Origin of the sequence: Pseudomonas sp. SCPG-7 (genome assembly GCF_002156405.1) — a bacterium.
Lineage (GTDB): Bacteria > Pseudomonadota > Gammaproteobacteria > Pseudomonadales > Pseudomonadaceae > Aquipseudomonas > Aquipseudomonas parakoreensis.
This window is the reverse complement of sequence record NZ_MVOO01000011.1, coordinates 52,278-73,675: the sequence shown is the minus strand read 5'-3', so window position 1 is coordinate 73,675 and position 21,398 is coordinate 52,278. Positions and strand designations below refer to the sequence as shown.

The 21,398-nt window shown below is 54.3% G+C and carries 17 protein-coding genes; 15 read left to right on the top strand and 2 right to left on the bottom strand.

Features of this window, described 5'->3' with window-relative positions; all coding sequences use genetic code 11:
* The first annotated feature begins 12 nt into the window (after nt 1–12).
* From B1722_RS20045 to B1722_RS19975, 15 genes are all read left to right on the top strand, one after another.
* Nucleotides 13–549, top strand: a complete 537-nt coding sequence (locus B1722_RS20045) for a F0F1 ATP synthase subunit delta (protein ID WP_007911956.1) — start codon at nt 13–15, stop codon at nt 547–549.
* 21 nt (nt 550–570) lie between these two features.
* A complete protein-coding gene (gene atpA, locus B1722_RS20040; protein WP_041073579.1) occupies nt 571–2,115 on the top strand; it encodes a F0F1 ATP synthase subunit alpha in 1,545 nt (514 codons plus the stop codon).
* A 50-nt stretch (nt 2,116–2,165) separates the two neighbouring features.
* The gene (atpG, locus tag B1722_RS20035; protein ID WP_007954161.1) at nt 2,166–3,026 is read left to right on the top strand and encodes a F0F1 ATP synthase subunit gamma; all 861 of its coding nucleotides are present in this window, start codon (nt 2,166–2,168) and stop codon (nt 3,024–3,026) included.
* A gap of 27 nt (nt 3,027–3,053) precedes the next feature.
* Nucleotides 3,054–4,430, top strand: a complete 1,377-nt coding sequence (atpD, locus tag B1722_RS20030; RefSeq protein WP_007954162.1) for a F0F1 ATP synthase subunit beta — start codon at nt 3,054–3,056, stop codon at nt 4,428–4,430.
* A 45-nt stretch (nt 4,431–4,475) separates the two neighbouring features.
* On the top strand, nt 4,476–4,901 hold the full coding sequence (locus B1722_RS20025) for a F0F1 ATP synthase subunit epsilon (protein WP_007954164.1): 426 nt from the start codon (nt 4,476–4,478) through the stop codon (nt 4,899–4,901).
* A 117-nt stretch (nt 4,902–5,018) separates the two neighbouring features.
* On the top strand, nt 5,019–6,386 hold the full coding sequence (glmU, locus tag B1722_RS20020; protein WP_041073575.1) for a bifunctional UDP-N-acetylglucosamine diphosphorylase/glucosamine-1-phosphate N-acetyltransferase GlmU: 1,368 nt from the start codon (nt 5,019–5,021) through the stop codon (nt 6,384–6,386).
* Nucleotides 6,387–6,547: 161 nt separating this feature from the next.
* On the top strand, nt 6,548–7,324 hold the full coding sequence (locus tag B1722_RS20015) for a DeoR/GlpR family DNA-binding transcription regulator (RefSeq protein WP_041073573.1): 777 nt from the start codon (nt 6,548–6,550) through the stop codon (nt 7,322–7,324).
* A 2-nt stretch (nt 7,325–7,326) separates the two neighbouring features.
* Nucleotides 7,327–9,159, top strand: a complete 1,833-nt coding sequence (gene glmS / locus B1722_RS20010; RefSeq protein WP_007960788.1) for a glutamine--fructose-6-phosphate transaminase (isomerizing) — start codon at nt 7,327–7,329, stop codon at nt 9,157–9,159.
* Between the two features lie 282 nt (nt 9,160–9,441).
* Nucleotides 9,442–10,296: a TnsA endonuclease N-terminal domain-containing protein gene (locus tag B1722_RS20005; RefSeq protein ID WP_042556885.1), complete on the top strand. Its 855-nt coding sequence runs from the start codon at nt 9,442–9,444 to the stop codon at nt 10,294–10,296.
* On the top strand, nt 10,293–12,461 hold the full coding sequence (locus B1722_RS20000) for a Mu transposase C-terminal domain-containing protein (protein ID WP_042556884.1): 2,169 nt from the start codon (nt 10,293–10,295) through the stop codon (nt 12,459–12,461). The genes B1722_RS20005 and B1722_RS20000 overlap by 4 nt, the downstream gene beginning before the upstream one ends.
* On the top strand, nt 12,458–13,918 hold the full coding sequence (locus B1722_RS19995) for an ATP-binding protein (RefSeq protein WP_042556883.1): 1,461 nt from the start codon (nt 12,458–12,460) through the stop codon (nt 13,916–13,918). Before B1722_RS20000 ends, B1722_RS19995 begins: the two co-directional genes overlap by 4 nt.
* Before the next feature lie 16 nt (nt 13,919–13,934).
* Nucleotides 13,935–15,602, top strand: a complete 1,668-nt coding sequence (locus tag B1722_RS19990) for a TnsD family Tn7-like transposition protein (RefSeq protein WP_042556882.1) — start codon at nt 13,935–13,937, stop codon at nt 15,600–15,602.
* A 382-nt stretch (nt 15,603–15,984) separates the two neighbouring features.
* The gene (locus tag B1722_RS19985) at nt 15,985–17,616 is read left to right on the top strand and encodes a TnsD family Tn7-like transposition protein (RefSeq protein ID WP_232966725.1); all 1,632 of its coding nucleotides are present in this window, start codon (nt 15,985–15,987) and stop codon (nt 17,614–17,616) included.
* A gap of 186 nt (nt 17,617–17,802) precedes the next feature.
* On the top strand, nt 17,803–18,135 hold the full coding sequence (locus B1722_RS19980) for a DUF2790 domain-containing protein (RefSeq protein ID WP_042561925.1): 333 nt from the start codon (nt 17,803–17,805) through the stop codon (nt 18,133–18,135).
* A gap of 220 nt (nt 18,136–18,355) precedes the next feature.
* Nucleotides 18,356–19,681, top strand: coding sequence for an OprD family porin (locus B1722_RS19975; protein WP_086794052.1), 1,326 nt, complete (start codon nt 18,356–18,358; stop codon nt 19,679–19,681).
* Between the two features lie 440 nt (nt 19,682–20,121).
* Here the strand turns inward: B1722_RS19975 and B1722_RS19970 are convergent, their stop codons facing one another.
* Both B1722_RS19970 and B1722_RS19965 read right to left on the bottom strand, forming a co-directional pair.
* Nucleotides 20,122–20,589, bottom strand: a complete 468-nt coding sequence (locus B1722_RS19970; protein WP_042561924.1) for a DUF411 domain-containing protein — start codon at nt 20,587–20,589, stop codon at nt 20,122–20,124.
* A complete protein-coding gene (locus B1722_RS19965) occupies nt 20,579–21,394 on the bottom strand; it encodes a cytochrome c (RefSeq protein ID WP_080963326.1) in 816 nt (271 codons plus the stop codon). Before B1722_RS19965 ends, B1722_RS19970 begins: the two co-directional genes overlap by 11 nt.
* Nucleotides 21,395–21,398 lie beyond the last annotated feature (4 nt).

Here is a 21,398-nt window from a genome sequence, read left to right as displayed (position 1 = left end):
GCGAGGGCGATCATGGCAGAACTGACCACGTTGGCCCGACCTTACGCTAAGGCGGCCTTCGAGCACGCTCAGGCCCACCAGCAACTGGCCAATTGGTCAGCCATGCTCGGCCTGGCAGCAGCGGTGTCGCAAGACGACACCATGCAGCGCGTGCTCAAGGCCCCGCGACTGACGAGCGCAGAAAAGGCCGCCACGTTCATTGACGTGTGCGGCGACAAGTTCGATGCCAAGGCACAGAATTTCATCAATGTCGTTGCCGAAAACGACCGTCTCCCGCTTCTGCCGGAGATCGCCGCTCTTTTCGACCTGTACAAGGCCGAGCAAGAGAAATCGGTAGACGTTGAAGTGACCAGTGCTTTTGCATTGAACCAAGAACAGCAAGACAAACTCGCCAAGGTTCTCAGTGCACGACTCAACCGGGAAGTGCGCCTGCAAGTTGCGGAGGATGCTGCCCTAATAGGTGGTGTCGTTATCCGCGCCGGCGACCTGGTTATCGATGGCTCGATTCGCGGCAAAATCGCGAAACTTGCCGAAGCATTGAAATCTTGAGTTTGAAGGGGCAGCAGAGCAATGCAGCAACTCAATCCTTCCGAAATAAGTGAAATTATCAAGGGCCGCATCGAAAAGCTCGATGTGACCTCCCAAGCCCGTAACGAAGGCACTGTCGTCAGCGTATCTGACGGCATCGTGCGGATTCACGGTCTGGCCGACGTCATGTACGGCGAGATGATCGAGTTTCCGGGCGGCGTCTACGGTATGGCCCTCAACCTGGAGCAAGACTCCGTAGGTGCCGTTGTACTGGGCGCATACACCAGTCTGGCTGAAGGCATGAGCGCCAAGTGCACCGGCCGCATCCTCGAAGTTCCGGTAGGTAAGGAACTGCTGGGTCGCGTAGTCGACGCACTGGGTAACCCTGTTGACGGCAAAGGTCCACTGGGCAACACCGAGACCGACGCGGTCGAGAAAGTTGCACCGGGCGTGATCTGGCGTAAGTCGGTAGACCAGCCTGTACAGACTGGCTACAAGGCTGTCGATGCCATGATCCCTGTCGGCCGTGGCCAGCGTGAGCTGATCATCGGTGACCGTCAGATCGGTAAAACCGCTCTGGCGATCGACGCGATCATCAACCAGAAAGACAGCGGCATTTTCTGCGTCTACGTGGCAATCGGTCAGAAGCAGTCGACCATCGCCAACGTGGTTCGCAAGCTGGAAGAAAACGGTGCACTGGCTAACACCATCATCGTTGCAGCGAGCGCTTCGGAATCTGCAGCACTGCAATTCCTGGCTCCGTACTCCGGTTGCACCATGGGTGAATTCTTCCGCGACCGCGGTGAAGACGCGCTGATCGTTTATGACGATCTGTCCAAGCAAGCAGTGGCTTACCGCCAGATTTCCCTGCTGCTGCGCCGTCCACCAGGCCGTGAAGCTTACCCAGGCGACGTGTTCTATCTCCACTCCCGTCTGCTGGAGCGCGCATCCCGCGTTTCGGAAGAGTACGTAGAGAAGTTCACCAACGGCGCAGTGACCGGCAAAACCGGTTCCCTGACCGCACTGCCGATCATCGAAACCCAGGCTGGCGACGTTTCCGCGTTCGTTCCGACCAACGTGATTTCCATCACCGACGGTCAGATCTTCCTGGAATCGGCCATGTTCAACTCGGGCATCCGCCCTGCAGTGAACGCCGGTGTTTCGGTATCCCGTGTGGGTGGTGCCGCTCAGACCAAGATCATCAAGAAGCTGTCCGGTGGTATCCGTACCGCTCTGGCTCAGTACCGTGAACTGGCGGCATTCGCCCAGTTCGCTTCTGACCTGGACGAAGCGACCCGCAAGCAACTTGAGCATGGTCAGCGCGTTACCGAGCTGATGAAGCAGAAGCAATACGCACCGATGTCGATCGCTGACATGGCGCTGTCGCTGTATGCCGCTGAGCGTGGGTTCCTGACTGACATTGAAATCGCCAAGATCGGCAGCTTCGAACAAGCGCTGATTGCTTTCTTCAACCGCGATCACGCCGATTTGATGGCCAAGATCAACGTTAAAGGTGACTTCAATGACGAAATCGACGCTGGCCTCAAAGCCGGTATCGAGAAGTTCAAGGCCACCCAAACCTGGTAAGCCGCAGCGGGAGCCGCAAGGCTCCCGCTTGCTAACCTGATAGGTGTTACATGGCAGGCGCAAAAGAGATTCGCAGTAAGATTGCGAGCATCAAAAGCACGCAAAAAATTACCAGCGCCATGGAAAAAGTGGCGGTCAGCAAAATGCGCAAGGCACAAATGCGCATGGCTGCTAGCCGTCCTTATGCGGAACGTATCCGCCAGGTAATTGGGCATCTGGCCAACGCCAACCCGGAATACCGCCACCCGTTCATGATCGACCGTGAAGTAAAGCGCGTCGGTTATGTCGTAGTGAGCAGTGACCGTGGTCTGTGCGGCGGCTTGAACACCAACCTGTTCAAGGCCCTGGTCAAGGACATGGCGGTAAACCGCGAAAACGGCGTCGAGATTGATCTGTGTGTTGTTGGTAGCAAGGGTGCGGCCTTTTTCCGCAACTTCGGCGGTAACGTCGTTGCAGCTATCAGCCACCTGGGTGAAGAGCCGTCGATCAATGATCTGATCGGCAGCGTTAAGGTGATGCTGGATGCCTACCTGGACGGCCGTATTGACCGCCTGTCCGTGGTATCCAACAAGTTCATCAACACCATGACGCAACAGCCTACCGTGGAGCAGTTGATTCCACTGGTGGCGACCCCGGATCAAGAACTCAAGCACCACTGGGACTACCTCTACGAACCAGACGCCAAAGAGCTGCTAGACGGCTTGATGGTGCGCTACGTGGAGTCGCAGGTGTACCAGGCGGTGGTCGAGAACAACGCGGCCGAACAAGCTGCGCGGATGATCGCGATGAAGAACGCTACCGACAACGCCGGTGATTTGATCAGCGATTTGCAGCTGATCTACAACAAGGCGCGTCAGGCTGCGATCACCCAAGAGATCTCGGAAATCGTCGGCGGCGCTGCCGCGGTTTAACGGTTCAAATATTCAGAGGATCCAGCTATGAGTAGCGGACGTATCGTTCAAATCATCGGCGCCGTTATCGACGTGGAATTCCCACGCGACAGCGTACCGAGCATCTACGACGCCTTGAAGGTTCAAGGCGCCGAAACCACTCTGGAAGTTCAGCAGCAGCTGGGCGACGGCGTGGTACGTACCATTGCGATGGGCTCGACCGAAGGCTTGAAGCGCGGTCTGGACGTCAACAACACTGGCGCAGCCATCTCCGTACCGGTCGGTAAAGCGACTCTGGGCCGGATCATGGACGTACTGGGCAACCCGATCGACGAAGCTGGCCCGATCGGCGAAGAAGAGCGCTGGGGTATTCACCGCGCCGCTCCTTCCTTCGCTGAACAAGCTGGCGGCAACGAGCTGCTGGAAACCGGCATTAAGGTTATCGACCTGGTTTGCCCGTTCGCCAAGGGCGGTAAAGTCGGTCTGTTCGGTGGTGCCGGTGTAGGCAAAACCGTAAACATGATGGAACTGATCCGTAACATCGCCATCGAGCACAGCGGTTATTCCGTGTTCGCCGGTGTGGGCGAGCGTACTCGTGAGGGTAACGACTTCTACCACGAGATGAAGGACTCCAACGTTCTGGACAAAGTGGCCCTGGTTTACGGTCAGATGAACGAGCCGCCGGGAAACCGTCTGCGCGTAGCACTGACCGGCCTGACCATGGCCGAGAAGTTCCGTGACGAAGGTAACGACGTTCTGCTGTTCGTCGACAACATCTATCGTTACACCCTGGCCGGTACTGAAGTATCCGCACTGCTGGGCCGTATGCCTTCGGCAGTAGGTTACCAGCCGACTCTGGCTGAAGAGATGGGCGTGCTGCAAGAGCGCATCACTTCGACCAAGCAAGGTTCGATTACTTCGATCCAGGCGGTATACGTACCTGCGGACGACTTGACTGACCCGTCGCCAGCGACCACCTTCGCCCACTTGGACGCCACCGTCGTTCTGTCCCGTGACATCGCTTCCCTGGGTATCTACCCAGCGGTAGACCCACTGGACTCGACTTCGCGTCAGCTGGATCCGAACGTGATCGGCAACGACCACTACGAAACCGCTCGCGGTGTTCAGTACGTGCTGCAGCGCTACAAAGAGCTGAAGGACATCATTGCGATCCTGGGTATGGACGAGCTGTCGGAAGCCGACAAGCAGTTGGTAAACCGTGCTCGTAAGATCCAGCGCTTCTTGTCGCAGCCGTTCTTCGTGGCTGAAGTCTTCACCGGTGCTTCGGGTAAATACGTTTCCCTGAAAGACACCATTGCTGGCTTCAAAGGCATCCTCAACGGTGACTACGACCACCTGCCAGAACAAGCGTTCTACATGGTTGGCGGCATCGAAGAAGCGATCGAGAAAGCCAAGAAACTGTAATCCCGGCGCCCGGCAACGGGCGCTAATTTAGGTTGAGGCAATCAGATGGCTATGACAGTCCATTGCGATATCGTCAGCGCGGAAGGGGAAATCTTTTCCGGCCTGGTCGAGATGGTGATTGCGCACGGTGCACTGGGTGATCTTGGTATCGCTCTGGGTCACGCGCCGCTGATCACTAATCTGAAGCCAGGTCCGATCCGCCTGATCAAGCAAGGCGGGGAAGCCGAGGTGTTCTACATCTCCGGTGGTTTCCTCGAGGTTCAGCCGAACATGGTCAAGGTGCTTGCCGATACCGTGCAACGTGCCGCCGACCTGGATGAAGCTCAGGCTCAAGCAGCCCTCAAGGCTGCCGAAGCTGCTCTGCACGAGAAGAGCGCAGATTTCGATTACGGAGCTGCGTCCGCACGTCTGGCCGAGGCTGCAGCTCAGCTGCGCACCGTCCAGCAGATCCGCAAGAAGTTTGGCGGTTAATCCGTCAGCCAATTGTTGTGCGATTGATAAAAAAGGGTAGCCTCGGCTACCCTTTTTTCTTTTCCGATTTTTACAACCCGGTCGCAGTTGCTGACCGCCCAGGATTGGTAGCCAGTCATGTCTCTCGAAATCGTTATTCTCGCGGCCGGTCAAGGCACCCGTATGCGATCGGCGTTGCCGAAAGTGCTGCACCCGGTTGCCGGCAACTCCATGCTTGGGCATGTTATCCACAGTGCACGGCAGCTCGATCCACAGCGCATTCATGTGGTGATCGGCCACGGTGCCGACGTGGTGCGCGAACGTCTGGCGGCTGACGACCTGAATTTCGTCCTGCAGGACAAGCAATTGGGCACAGGACATGCCACGGCTCAGGCGGTCCCGTTCATCAGTGCTGATACCGTACTGATCCTTTACGGTGACGTGCCTTTGATCGAAGTCGAAACCCTGCAGCGTCTGCTCAAGCACGTCGTACCGGGGCAGATGGGCCTTCTGACCGTTGAGCTGGAAGACCCGACCGGTTACGGCCGCATCGTGCGCGGCGCTGACGGCAAGGTTGCTGCCATCGTCGAACACAAAGATGCCAGCGAAGCCCAGCGCGCGATCACCGAAGGTAATACCGGCATCCTGGCTGTCCCGGCCAATCGTTTGGCCGACTGGATGAGCCGCCTGTCAAACAACAACGCACAAGGTGAGTACTACCTGACCGACGTGATCGAAATGGCGGTCAACGATGGTCTGGTGGTGGCCACTGAGCAGCCACACGACCCGATGGAAGTGCAAGGCGCCAATGATCGCAAGCAACTGTCGGAACTGGAGCGTCATTACCAGCTGCGCGCCGGCCGCCGCCTGATGGCGCAAGGTGTGACCCTGCGTGACCCGGCGCGTTTCGATGTGCGTGGCGAAGTCACCGTCGGTCGCGATGTGCTGATCGACGTCAACGTGATTCTCGAAGGCAATGTTGTCATCGAGGACGACGTGGTGATCGGCCCGAACTGCGTGATCAAGGACAGCACCCTGCGTAAAGGCGTGGTGATCAAGGCCAACAGCCACATCGAAGGTGCGGTGTTGGGTGAAGGCAGCGATGCCGGTCCTTTCGCCCGTTTGCGTCCCGGCACGGTTCTGGAAGCGCGCGCGCATGTGGGTAACTTTGTCGAACTGAAAAACGCGCGCATGGGCGAGGGCGCCAAGGCCGGGCATCTGACCTACCTGGGCGACGCGGAAATCGGTGCACGCACCAACATTGGCGCCGGCACCATCACCTGTAACTACGATGGCGCCAACAAATGGAAAACCGTGTTGGGCGAAGATGTATTCATCGGCTCCAACAACTCGCTGGTCGCGCCTGTGGATATCTCGTCCGGTGCAACCACGGCGGCTGGCTCGACCATTACCCAGAATGTGGATAACGCGCAATTGGCCGTTGGTCGGGCGCGGCAGAAAAATATCGATGGCTGGAAGCGGCCGGAGAAGATCAAGAAGAGCTGAGTTTTCCACAGCAGTTTTAACATCAAAAGATCGCAGCCTTCGGCAGCTCCTATAGAGGAGGGTGCCGGGGGTTGCGATTTTTTTATGGCCTGAGCTTGACGATTGAAGGGCAATAGGTTTTGATTGCTTACGTTATCTTTCGAAACGAAACTTAAGCCGCCATGTCGAAACGCAATACACCCCAGCGCCGCCACAACATTCTCGCCTTGCTCAACGAGCAGGGCGAAGTCAGTGTGGATGAACTGGCCAAGCGCTTCGAAACCTCGGAAGTTACGATCCGCAAGGATCTGGCTGCGCTGGAAAGCCATGGTCTATTGCTGCGCCGTTACGGCGGGGCAATCACGATGCCGCAGGAGCTGGTGGCGGAACCCGGCCAAAGCGTTTCGAAGTACAAACAGGCGATTGCCCGCGCTGCCGTCAAACGTATCCGCGAGCACGCCCGCATCATCATCGACAGCGGCAGTACCACCGCCGCCATGATCCCCGAGCTGGGCCAGCAGCCGGGTCTGGTCGTCATGACCAACTCGCTGCATGTCGCCAACGCCTTGAGCGAACTCGAGCACGAGCCGGTGCTGCTGATGACTGGCGGCACCTGGGATCCGCATTCGGAGTCCTTCCAGGGCCAGGTGGCGGAGCAGGTACTACGCTCTTACGACTTCGACCAGTTGTTTATCGGCGCCGATGGCATCGATCTGGTGCGCGGTACCACCACATTCAACGAGTTGCTCGGTTTGAGCCGGGTGATGGCGGAAGTGGCGCGGGAAGTGATCGTGATGGTCGAGGCCGACAAGATCGGCCGCAAGATTCCCAACCTGGAGCTGCCGTGGAGCAGCGTCCATACCCTCATTACCGATGATCGCCTGCCACAAGAGGCCCGCGATCAGATTCAGGCCCGCGGTATCACATTGATTTGCGCGGCTGTCAGTCAGGAGAAATAAGCATGTGTGGAATTGTCGGCGCAGTTGCTGAACGTAACATCACCGCCATCCTGCTTGAAGGCCTCAAGCGCCTTGAATACCGCGGCTATGACAGTGCCGGGGTGGCAGTTTTCACCAACGACGAAAAGCTCGAGCGCATGCGCCGCCCGGGCAAGGTCAGCGAGCTGGAAGCAGCATTGGCCGCACAGCCGCTGGTTGGCCGTCTCGGTATCGCCCACACCCGTTGGGCGACCCACGGTGCACCATGCGAGCGTAACGCGCACCCGCATTTCTCCGGTGATATCGCCGTGGTGCACAACGGCATCATCGAGAACCACGAAGCCCTGCGTGAGCAACTGAAAGCGCTGGGTTACGTGTTCACTTCGGACACCGATACCGAAGTCATCGCGCACCTGCTGAGCCACAAACTCAAGGATCAGCCTGACCTGACCGTCGCGCTGAAAGCCACCGTCAAAGAGCTGCACGGCGCCTACGGTCTGGCCGTGATCAACGCACAACAGCCGGATCGTCTGGTTGCCGCGCGCAGTGGCAGCCCGTTGGTGATCGGTCTGGGCCTGGGTGAGAACTTCCTCGCCTCCGACCAGTTGGCCCTGCGCCAGGTCACTGACCGCTTCATGTACCTGGAAGAAGGCGATATCGCCGAAATTCGCCGCGATAATGTGCAGATCTGGGACGTCAATGGCAACGCCGTCGAACGCCAGACCGTGCAGTACAGCGATGGTGCCGAAGCCGCCGACAAGGGCGAATTCCGCCATTACATGCTCAAGGAAATCCACGAACAGCCCGTCGTGGTGCAGCGTACCCTCGAAGGTCGTCTGAGCAACAATCAAGTGCTGGTGCAGGCCTTCGGCCCACAGGCTGCCGAATTGTTCGCCAAAGTGCGCAATGTGCAGATCGTCGCCTGCGGTACCAGTTACCACGCCGGCATGGTTGCGCGTTACTGGCTCGAAGAACTGGCCGGTATTCCGTGCCAGGTCGAAGTCGCCAGCGAGTTCCGCTACCGCAAGGTGGTGGTGCAGCCGGATACCCTGTTCGTCACTATCTCGCAGTCCGGCGAAACCGCCGACACCCTGGCCGCGCTGCGCAACGCCAAAGAGCTGGGCTTCCTCGCCAGCCTGGCAATCTGCAATGTGGGCATCAGTTCGCTGGTGCGTGAGTCCGACCTGACCCTGCTGACTCAGGCTGGTCGCGAAATCGGTGTGGCTTCGACCAAGGCGTTCACCACGCAACTGGTCGGCCTGCTGTTGCTGACCCTGTCGCTGGGGCAGGTGCGCGGCACGCTGGGTAAAGACGTTGAAGCCACGCTGGTGGAAGAGTTGCGTCGCCTGCCGACCCGTCTGGGTGAGGCACTGGCCATGGACAGCACCGTGGAAAAAATCGCCGAACTGTTCGCCGAGAAGAACCACACCCTGTTCCTCGGCCGTGGTGCGCAATTCCCGGTGGCGATGGAAGGTGCCTTGAAGCTCAAGGAAATCTCCTACATCCACGCCGAAGCCTACCCGGCTGGTGAACTGAAGCACGGCCCGCTGGCGCTTGTGGATAACGACATGCCGGTGGTCACCGTGGCGCCGAATAACGAACTGCTGGAGAAGCTCAAGTCCAACCTGCAGGAAGTCCGTGCCCGTGGCGGTGAACTGATCGTATTCGCTGACGAGAAGGCCGGGATGACCAACGGCGAAGGCACCCACGTGGTGCAGATGCCGCATATCCACGACATTCTTTCGCCGATCTTGTACACCGTCCCGCTGCAACTGCTGTCGTACTACGTCGCGGTGCTCAAGGGCACCGACGTCGACCAGCCGCGTAACCTGGCGAAGTCGGTGACGGTGGAATAAGTTATCCACAGCTGACATTGACCTGTGGCTTTGAACAATAAAGATTGACACAAAACAATAAAGTTTGACACTCATGAACATAGATTGACACAAGGCTCAAACCCCCGTATCTACGGGGGTTTTTCCTTTCCAGGCTTTCCCTTTGGTCTGGATTCATCGCTTCAACTCTCTGCGGGTGTAGTCTAGAAAATGCTTTGAATATGGCCGCTACGGCGGTCGTGTTCTTCTACGACTTTTCTCGGCGTGAGGTGAAGCGGTCCGCATCGACTGAGGAGGCGTGGGTTGCGAGGTCGTAAGTTTGCATCACAGCAGGACATTGAACGGCACATTGCAAATGGATTTGGCGAAGGCGCCGGGGCAAGCTACGTGCCTTGGCTGCGGGTACAAGATGTCCCGTCGATAGGTCGTTCGCACAAAATCCAAGGTGTGAAGATCGAGAGGATTCATCACCTACTGTCAGATCTCGAGCGTTCGTACTTCCTTGTGTGTGAATTTTCTGAAGACGTCGTGGATATCCGTGAGCAATATCCGTTACTACCCACAGAGCGCGCGCAAGCGATAGCGTCGGCAATAGATGTACGTTATCCCAGATACCCTAGAACGACACTGCCCTATGTAATGACAACAGATTTCCTGCTAACCGTTAAGGACTTGAGCGGAAACTTTAAGTCGGTAGCTAGAACGGTGAAGTATCGATCCGACCTAGTTGGCAAAGGAAGTAACCGCACGCTTGAAAAACTTGAGATTGAAAAGCGCTTTTGGCAAAGCCAAGGTGTTGATTGGAAAATCGTCACAGATGAATTTTTTACACGAGATTTGATAAAAAATCTTGGACTAATCAGAAAATACTCGAAGCTCCCTCGCGATTTAATGAAAGTCCCTTTGCATTCGAGTTTTATCGAGTGCCTAGCAAACAGCCGGGAATATTCGTGGACTTTGGCCACCTGTCTAAGAAAAATAGCGTCCCTTCTGTCCATCTCTTATCTAGACGCTCAGGCAATTTTCTTCCATCTGGTTTGGAACAAGGTACTGAAAATAGATTTGATTAACACTCCTCTCCACCTTACTAGTCTAGTTCCTGAATTCGAAGTTTTCCAGATCCCTGTCCAAGGATCGTTGAAGGAGAAAATGTCATGACTGTCCTCGTTAATGAGGTTTTTGAGCCTGTTACCGATCTGTCGGTCATCGCTACGATAGCTAGGCTCATTTACCAAGATGAAACGCATGACTTGGCTGTGGTGATAGATCTAGCAGACCCACCCCGGCAGCCCTACGCCATTGGTCTCGAAGAGTTGCGTCGTTCGTTAGCGTCTGGTCACACGAAACCAGCAGCCATTACCACACCCGAGTTTATGCTTGTGCTTGAGGACCAGCTGGATGAGAGAGCCAAGCAAGGCCGGGACGAAAAGTGGGCGGTCATAGCCCCGCTGCTAGATCCTGAATATCCAGGACAAATATTTGTACGGGGAGAGTTAGGCCGGCTTGTTACCAAACGGGCGTCAGAGCTCGGAATTCAGCGAAAAACGATCTATCGGCTTCTTTACCGATATTGGTTTTATGGTCAAGTTCGAAACTCATTACTTAATAATTACTCGGCGGTAGGAGTTGCCGATAGAAAATATGATCCGAGTAGGCCTCCAGGGCGAAAACCTACGTTTCAAGGCGTTCTCACTGCGCCTTCCAAGATGCTCAGTGCGGTTGATAAACGATGCATACGAGTTGGATATGCCCTTTATGTAAAAGATAAGAAATCTTCTATTTCGAGCGCATATGACGAAATGTTGAGAAGATTCTACTCGGTTCGAGACATCTCTAAAAACAGTGAAGAAGAGCTTCGTTTGCTACCTAGCTTAGAGCTGCCCAGCCTGAGGCAATTCAGATATTGGGGACAGATTTTTTTCGACGAAATTGAAACCGAGCGTGGCCGTAAAGGGTTGAGGAAGTGGTTAAAGGACTGCCGTCCGCTTTCAGGTACCGTTCGCGATTGGCTGCGTGGACCGTGTCATCAGTTTGAAATCGACGCAACTATTGCCGATATTTATTTGGTCAATAGCTACTCTAGACGGATGCTTATTGGCCGGCCCGTAGTTTATATCGTTGTGGATAGTTTCTCCGGAATGATTGTTGGCCTCTATGTAGGATTGGAAGGTCCCAGTTGGAACGGGGCGAGGCAAGCGCTGTTCAACGCGTTTACCCCCAAAGTCGAGTTCTGCGCTCAGAACGGCGTTGAAATCAATTCAGATGATTGGAATTGTCACCACCTGCCCCACCAGATTTACGCCGACAGGGGAGAGATGTTGTCACTGGCAGCAGAGGGGCTATCGTCAGGCTTGGGAATTGAGATGGGCACGGCTCCGCCTTATCGGCCTGATTGGAAGCCTATGGTAGAAAGTCGGTTTGGCATTTTGAATGATTTGACGGGTATCAGATGGCTACCTGGCGGGGTAGCTGCGCGAGACAAAGAGCGAGGCGAGCGAGATTACCGGCTCGATGCCACGCTAAACCTCAAAGAGTTCACCCAGATCCTCATCAATTGCGTGCTCCACTATAACCGGCACCATCGACAGCCTGACCGACTGACTCAGGCGATGATGAATGACGGTGTTGAACCTACGCCCAACGGGATATGGAATTGGGCCTGCGAAAACGACCTGATCGAATCCAACAAACGTCCCGACGAGCTGGTTTACCTCCATCTCTTGCCGCGCGAGCGCGCGACCGTTCAAAAGGGCGGCGTGATGTTTCGCGGCATGCACTACGTTTGTGATATGGCCATAGAGAAAGATTGGTTTGCCAAGGCTCGCAAAGGGGGCGTTTGGTCAATAGAGTGTTGGTTCGATCCGAACTCTGCGGCGCACATCTGGATCCAGGGAGAGGCCAAGCAGTTTATCCGCTGTGATCTTCGACGATCGGATGCCGGTTACGCGAATTACCGCTCGGACGAGATTTTTGATCTGCTCGAAGCCTATCGCCAAAAACCGCCTACTCACCGGCGAGCCGAGCTGGAAAGCCGTGTGCAGCTTAGCGATCAGGTCCACCAGATCATCAGCCATGCGCTCGCAGAACGAAAATTGGAACCTGCTCCGCCCACCAAGGCGGAGGCCACTGGAAACATCCGCGAGAACCGCGCAGAAGAACGTCTCCGTGAGCGTGAAAATGCGGCTGTTCCTGAAGGCGTCAGGGCGGAGCCAGCTTCACTTCAATCTGAATCGACACCGAAAGCGCATGACTCATATGCCGGCGAGCGCACTGCGCAAGTTATCGATTTGCTCAAAAGAATTCGGCCAGGACAGGCAAAATGAAAGGTGCGCAGACGTTTGCCAATTACGTCAAACAGGACATAAGTGAGTATGCGGGCAATCCGCTTATCGAAGCTTTGCCTCCTATATTGTCGGAGGCGGCGGCTATTGAGCTGATCTCGAATTTTCCTCAGCCGGTGGATCCGAAAGAGCTGACCCTCGAAGGATCCACTCGAATTCACTGTATCGACCGATTAAGAACCGTGGTACAGCCGTTTTTGTTACACCTGGAACTGGAGGCCCTGTTTTCACTGCTCATCCGTCGAGGGTATGTTGGGCGTAACCCGATGTCGCCCGCTACCGTCCGGCATTTGCATTCTTTATCGGGGGCTCAGCGTTACCACGATGCGTTCAAGTCCACTGCTGAAACGTTTACCGTCGTCGGCCTGAGCGGTATTGGCAAGTCGACGGCACTCCACGCCATTTTGAGCCTTTATCCACAGACAATCCGTCATGAGCGCTATGAGGGAAAGCAGTTTGTTCATACCCAAATCACTTGGCTGAAGCTTGACTGCCCTCGGGATGGATCGCTGGCTGGATTTTGCCAGCAGTTTTTTTATGCGGTTGGTGACGCTCTAGGAGACAAGGACTATCACAAGCGCTACAGGCATCGAAATATCAATGATGCGCTGCAACAGATGGAGCAGGTGGCCAGCACGTTTTTCATCGGCGCCTTGTTAATCGACGAGCTGCAAAACCTCCACCTGGCGAAAACCGGTGGTAAGGAGAGCATGCTGAATTTCTTTCTGCACTTGGTTAACAACATTGGTATCCCGGTCGTTTTCAGTGGCACGAACTCTACGATTAGCCTGTTCTCAGAAGCCATGCGGACTGCCCGCCGAGTCTGTGGTGCCGGTACGCTGGAATTCAAACGATTCGAAAAAGAGGATGAGGAGTGGCGGTTGTTAGTCGAAAATCTCTGGAGCTATCAGTGGTGCAAGCAGACTGCTGAGCTGACTGACGAGATTTTCGACACGCTGTATGAGCACACTCAAGGCGTCACAGATTTCCTGGTCAAGCTGCTGGTATTGAGTCAGCGTTATGCGGTCCAGAGTGGCTCGGAGTGTTTGACTGCCGAGGTCCTGGTGAAGGTAAGCAACTCAAAAATGCAGATTCTAAAGCCAGCCCTTTCAGCTCTGCGTAGCCGAGATCCGAAGCGGATGCGGCAGTTCGACGATTTGCTGCCGATTGAGGATCAACTGAGCGAAATGATGGTCTTCGACGGTTTGGCACGAGAGGATCGCCTCGCCTTGCTTCGAAGCGTTGTGTCCCGTGAGAAGCCGGCAGACCAATCTCCAACCATTCTTGCGAAGGATCACCCATCGCCTATTGCAACTGGTGTGGAAAACTCAGAGGCTAAAGCCCTAAGCGAACAGGACGCTCCCCTCGATGCTCTGCGAGCTGCGGGCTGGCTCAACGAGGACTTGTTTGAGTTCTCACCGATGTATCACAAAGCGTGAGTCGGGGGGTGGCGAAGTGCACCTTAAACTCCATTTCTTCCCCACCGCGTTCCCCGATGAGACGCTGCACAGCGTGATATCTCGCTATGCCCGTCTTTGCGGTGTTCGTAATTGCCAAGCAGCATTTGCCGGCCTGAAATCGGCGGCAGCATTTTCGCAAAATGTGGCATTCCCAAGTCATTTAGGGGAGTTTGTCGACGCGCTACCCAGCGGTACCGAGCTATCGATAGCCGAGGTCCTTATGCGTCACACGCTATTACCCTACTATGCGCCGTTTTTGACTATGAGCCAGGTAGAACACGCTCGGACGCTGATGACTGCCGATGGGAAGGGTTTGATGTTGAAGCTGGGCGTCAACGCGAGCCGTATTGGATTCGCCTCCCGAGTGCGGTTATGCCCAGAATGTATCGCCCAAGATCAGGCCCAACGGGGAGTTGCTTACTGGCACAGGGTTCACATGCTTCCAGGCGTGCTGGTATGTCCGCATCACGGGACGTCACTTAGTATCCTTGATCCTCGCTGGTCCAGCCGCAGCTCTCGACAACTCAATCTGCCGAGTGATGAGAATGTGCAAGCTCACACGTTACGTCTCGATACCCCGTCGCTGAGCATGCCGCCGCTTCACGAAATAGCGTTGCGCTCACTTCAGGTCATCGAGTCTGAAGTCAGTGCTTTGTCAGCGGAGGCGGTGCGCTACACGTTTTTACAAAGGGCAACGCAGCTTAACCTTGCCTCTGATAACCATCGCTTGCACATGCACATGCTGGCGCAGCACATGGCCGATTTTTTTGCCGCACTCCCGCAAGAATGGGAATTTTCCATACTCGGAGAAGTTCGTGCAGGTACACCCGCCTCGTGGGTCACGAAGCTGCTTCGTACGCCAATAACCTCCCACCACCCGCTCAAATACATTTTATTGGCCGGTGCTCTGGGCATTGACATGGTGAACTTGCTGCATGGTCAACGCCCGGTGAAACAGGCGGTGGCGTGTGGTCCGATAGCTCACATTCAACTTCACACGCGCCTTTCTCCGGTGATGCCCGGTGAAGGCATGGACTGTTCGTCAGCCGCTGTGTGGAAACATGCTCTTGAGGGCGCTGATGCCAAAAAGATCGCTGCCGTTCTAGGCGTTTCATTGGCGTATGTCTATCGTCACATCCGAAATGTAGCCGGCGGGCAAGGTGCTTGGAGTGAGGCAAGATTTCACATTGAGCTATGCGCAAGACGCACGGCTTTCGAGGCTGATTATCGTTTTTACAAAGCACATGCATGCAGGGGGTATGCGTGGCTGTATCGCCACGATAGGCGGTGGCTTTCGGAGTCAACTGTAAACCCAAGCCCCCATCGTACGCCCCGTCTAAATAGCGCCGAAATGTTCGCTGCCCTCGATGCGAGACTGGCCGGCGAAGTCCGTCAGTGTGCTGAAGCGCTTTATGCTCTTGCGGGTAAGCCTGTCCGCATCTCGCGTACCAGAATTGGCCGGGAGCTTCATGTTCTGTCTCGCTTCGAAAAGCAGCTCTGCAAGCTTCCTCTCTGTGCAGCAATGCTCGACAAAGTATGTGAATCAATCGAAGGCTTCCACGATAGGCGTCTGCGATGGGCTAGAAGCAAATTGCTCTCGGAGGGCAAGCCTATATCACGTTCTTCGCTTTACAGGGTCGCGAGCATTCGGCCCACGCTGTAATCCAGCCAGCCATTCCCTCGATCTAAAAAAGTTCTGAATTTAATTCAACGTAAACACATTATTTTTCTGTTAATGAATATTTGCACCTTCCAGAATAGCTACGGCATACGCTGGATGACCACGATCAGCAAGTAAAACGTACTAACCCGCGATCAACAGAAATAGTTTTGCAATTGCCATGGGCTGACCTGCGCAGGTTATCGATACGTGTTTTGTATTCAAGAGTACGATCGCGGCAGGGCTTAGATGAATTCACTACGGTTAAAAGTTGAGCGGCTGGGTATCATTTCCAAATCGATACCGGATACAGAATTTGACGGGTTGCATATATACTGCCCCCGGATGCATATTCTCTTCGAGCCCTACCTTTAATCGGTAAATGATGTCTGATCTATTGTTTTTCCCCGTGTCGATGCCGGATGAAATGCTGCACTCTCGTGTCACCCGATATCACTATCTGTCAGGCAACAGAACCGCGACAGAAACCTACCGCGATTTGTTCGCATCGAAACCCTTTTGCATTGGTGGCATCGTACCCAATCAGATCGAGAGGCTCGCCCACAGACTGCCGGGGCAATCGGAGAGCAATCTCGCAGAGCTGATCAGTAGCAATACCACTTTTCCTGCTTACCGGCCTTTTCTTGGGGTTAAGCAGGGTCCGGAGAACAACGTAGGTCCGCTGGGTTATGACGGGGTGGTACGGGTGCCCCGCAGAGAGGAGTCCACCCATGGCAAGGCTAAGCTTTGTCCTACCTGCGTTCAGGAGGATTTGATTGATCGGGGTTCTGCCTACTGGCATCGATCTCACCAAATACCCGGTGTTGCCGTCTGTTGGCGTCATGGCGACACATTGATCCATGCCTGCCCCGAGTGCTCTCGCCCGTTCTACCGAAAATTGAAGCTACTTCCCAATCTGACTGAGCCATGCGCATGCGGTTGGAGCCCCTTAAACAGCGCAGCGACTCACAAGGGCTCAAAACTGGAACAGAAAGTCGCCCTGTTCGCACACGATATCTTGCAACGCAATATTCCTCCGATAGGCAGTACGGTATTAAGTTCTTGCTACGTCCGCCAATGCAAGAAACGCGGATATATTTTCGGAAAAAATGCAGGTATCGCAAAACTATTCGACAGCATCCAAAGCGCTTACGGTGATGAGCTTTTGTCGCAGATTGATCCAGCCTATAACACCGGGAAACATGAGCAATGGATCCGGCTCAAATCAGACAAAGGTCAGCTAAATATGCCGCTCGCGAGGCATTTGATCATTGCTCTTCATTTGTTTTCCAGTGCAGATGACTTTGAAGAGGCTCTGAAGAATGAGTCTATTCTGCTGAGTGCCTCTGTTTCTCCGCGAGCGTCCAAAGTTGAAGAATCGCATCCTAGCCAAAAAACTAGGTATCGCCAAAAAATTGAGTTGCTTTTAGCGCTACGTAACGACGCCGATGTCGAGTACCTCTGGAAGAAGGCGTACAAACCTACGCAATGGATTCTAGAACATGATAACGCATGGTTAATGGCAAAACTCCGTGCACCTAAAAAAATTGCAGTTACGGTCGAAAAGTCTGTCGACTCAAGAGACGGCGCGTATGCGGCCCTTATCGAAGCGGGCGTAGATGAGCTATATAAAGTTACGAAAGATCCGAAGAGAGTGAATATTCGGAATTTGCAATCGCTACTCCCAGGTTCGTTACCTCATGAGCTGGATCTACGCAAGCAGAGGTTTCCCCTTACTTATCAACAGATAAAGATTCATCAAGAGTCAGTATGGCATTTCCGTCTAAGAACTTTGATATGGACTGTCTCTGAACTCATCCGGATGAAGCTCCCGGTGAATTACTCGACGGTAAGATTGACTTCAGCGGTAGCAAGCAAGGTTTTCCTGGTATTTTCCAGTTTCTTCGAGTGGGATCTGACAAGCCTGGAAAAAACCGGAGTCGACGCGGAGGCCTTGCTCAGATCTACCGGCGTATCGAGGAATTGGGAGGGGCCACCGGTTCCAATAAGCTATTGAGGTCATCTGTGTTCCGTCAGCGTCTGCCAACCTTTGGTGATAACAAAAATGCCATCTGGCTTGAAAGCGTAAACGCGGAGTAGGGTTCACCTTTCACATTAGTAACCTTCGCGGCAGCTTTCTGAAAGCTTTCACTTGTTACTCTTTAACTCAGAAAATTGAGCTTAGGAGAAAATCATGAAAGCAATGACAGCAGTGAAAGCGTTTTGCGCCGCTTCGGTTTTGACCTTATCTTCATTAGCCATGGCTGAAGGAGGCGGTGACCGCGTGTATGGTCGGATGATGCAAGAAAACCAACAGGCGATGGAGCAATATGCCTTAAGAAATGGTAAGGCCGTCCCTGAAGTTGTTCATTATGAATATGGTATGAACCTCGATATTCAGAAGGTGATCAGTGTCACACAGGCCAACAAAAACTGTAGTGTTGCGCCTTCGCGCATGACCTATGAAGATTCGGCGGGCAAGCTTAATACCGTGGAATACAAGATTATGGGTACCGACTGCCCACATGGGAGTTAGCCCCTTAAGGTCATGTCTACATCAAATCATTCATTTACGCTTTTTAAGCATGCTTGCTGGTCGCTGACATAGAAGTAATTTTCAGGTCACGCTGAAGTTATCTTTTGTATGAAATTATGTCTGTCGGCACGTAGAGGGAATCCCTATGTGCCGGTGGCTTTTTATAATGATAAAAATATTTCATAAAGAAACTCTGCCAAGCAAAAGCCTGGAGTGTTAAATGAACAATAAAAGCTTTTATGGTCTTTCTCTCATTGCCCTTGGCATGAGCATGGGGCAAGTTGCAGTGGCCGTTGAGCAAAAACCTGAGGGGTTCATTGAAGGGAGCTCCCTTAGTCTTCTCAATCGTAATCTCTACTTCAATCGTGACAATCGAAAGGGCCAGTCAAGTCCCACAGGCAATGGTTACGCTGAAGAATGGGCTCATGGGATTATCGGGCGATTTGAGTCTGGCTTCACCCAAGGCACCGTCGGGTTCGGCATAGATGCATTTGCAATGGTAGGACTCAAGCTTGATTCGGGTGATGGGCGCTCGGGGGCTCGAAGCTCAGTGGATGTCATGCCCTACAACAGCAAAGGCCAACCTGAAGACTCTTACTCAAAAGTAGGCGGAGCCGCGAAGGCTCGCTTTATGGATACGGTGGTCAAAGTAGGAGATGTCTTTCCATCCACGCCTGTCGTGGCATATGGCGATTCTCGACTGCTGCCAGAGAGCTTTAAGGGGGCAACGTTCACCAACACCACCATTAAAGACCTGACCATTCAGGGGGGGCGGCTGCATGCGATGAGCCAACCCAACTCCAGCAGCATGCGTGACGGCTTTTCGACTTTCTATGCCGGTGCTGTTGATGCTCCATGGATTGCTTACCTTGGGGGCGATTACACCGTTAATGAGCATGTTGGTGTGAGTCTTTACGCCAGCCAATTTAAGGATGTTTGGAGTCAGTATTACGCAGGCACTTCCCTGAGCTACCCGCTCTCAGAGAGCGTCGCGTTGATCGGTGGATTTAATTACTACCGCGCGGTCGACGAGGGTAAAAAACTCCTGGACAGCTTTGATAACAATATCTGGAGTGGCAAAGCCGGGGTTAAATTCGGCGTCCACACGGTGACCGTTGGCTATCAGCGCAGCAACGGCAATGACGACTTTGATTACCTGCGCCAATCGGACTCGATTTTTCTGGATAACTCCATCCAGTACAGCGACTTCAACTCACCGAAAGAGCAATCCTTGCAGCTTCGCTACGACCTGGATATGCAAGCGTTCGGCATCCCAGGCCTTAGCTTCATGACCCGCTACGCGAAGGGGTGGGACGCTGATTATTCCAACGCGAACAGCGTGTATATGCGTCGCGGAGCAGATGGAGCGCCATTGCAAGACCAAAAGCGTTGGGAGCGAGACATTGAGGCTAAGTACATCATCCAGTCAGGCTCTCTGAAGGACATGTCGCTGCGTGTTCGCCAAGCAACCACGCGTGCTACCGATTTCGAATCTGATTTGGATGAGGTCCGACTGATTGTCGAGTACCCACTGCAACTGCTTTAACGAGCGCTAACCTGCGGCACCAATTGTTCGACTACCAGGTACACCCCGTCTCCTTGTTTCTCCTTTGGTTTGGGAGGCGGCTTAGGCGCCCTAGTGGCGCCTTTTTTTGTGTGGATTGACATAAGTGCGGGACGTCCTGTTGTCAGTACCTGTGTTCGCCCCGCTTGGCAAACCTGCTGTCTAGGAGCTTTTGATCCGTTGACAGGCAATCTCCATTCATAACTGAGACTGAAGGTGCAGAGTCATCGTCGATATTCACTTCGACTGCGTGCGCATCGTTTAGCTGAGGGCGTTATAGAGTGGGGCTGGGGGGAACAGCAGGAGAGACGGCCAACAGTAGCTCATTGTCTTTGCGTGTTACTTGAGCGCGGAATGGACAGTATGTGTCCCGCTGCATGGCTATGTCGCTAACCACGCAGGGACAGGATTGAGGGGCCAGATTAGTTTCCGGGGTATTCAGCAATGACCTGGTCTGCGCCTGCTTTGGACAAACCGATTACCTGGTAAGCATCATGTTTTCCGTTGACTTCCATGCCCGGGGATCCAGCCGGCATGCCAGGAACGGCGATCCCGAGAAGGTCGTCACGTTTGCTCATCGCAATGATTTGCTCGGCGGGCACGTGACCTTCAACAAACTTTCCATTGATCATTGCTGTGTGGCAGGACGAGAGTCGTGGAGCAACACCGAGATCCTGCTTGACCGCGCTCATGTTGGTTTCTACATGATCAACGACGGTGAAGCCGTTAGCTTCAAGGTGCTGGATCCACTTCTTGCAGCATCCACAGTTAGCGTCACGATGGACGTCGATCGTCAGCGACTCTGCTGCATGACCAGCTGAACTGATAAACAGAGCCGCAAATGCAGCGAGGCGAAGTGCCCGACCGGGACGAAGAAAGTTATTTCGCATGGGTATGTTCCTTCCCATCAGCGTGGGTATGAGTTTTTGGCTGAGTGGCCGGAGTTGCAGGGGCGTCATGTGAAGCCTCCACAACCTGAGGATGGGCGTGTTCGGTACTTTCATCCTGAGAAGGCGCTTCGGCCGCCTCATGGGCATGAGCGCTGTTTCTCTCGCCATGATGGTCGCCTGCTTCGGCTATTTCTTCGCCTGTACCCGCATCATGATGCCCCGCGACAGCGCCTTTTTGGCCCTCATGCTGGCCTTCATGGTTATGCATTTTGCTCTCGCCGCCACCGTGTTGATGACCACCGCTGCTGGTTGCGAGAGCTTTGTATTGCTCTGCATCCATTGAAGGCAGCTGCTGGAGAAATGCGACCATTCCCCATATGTAGGGATCGGCCATGCTTTTACCCCAAGCGGGCATGCCTGTGGATTTGATTCCATGCTTGATGATCCAGAAAGCTGCGGCAGGGTTTCCATCAACGCCCAGTTTTGAAAGATTCGGAGGTGCGGGGTAAAGGCTATTACTTAACTCGGTTCCTTCAATACCCGGAGCGAGATGGCAACCGATGCACATAGAGTTGTAGTTGCCAGCACCTGCGCGGATTAGAGCTTCTTCGCTCAGGTCGGGGACTTTAATGTCGCGTGAGCGCACTTCGATCGAGCGATCCCGAGCGGTGGAAAGTAGCGCGTAAACGGGATCGGAGTGTGGTTCATCCGCCCCAACATTGATCACACCAAAATAAACCACGCCGGCACCTGTTATTGCGGCAACCACCCCGGCAGCAGTCAATGTTTTCAACGTTCTTTTCATGTCA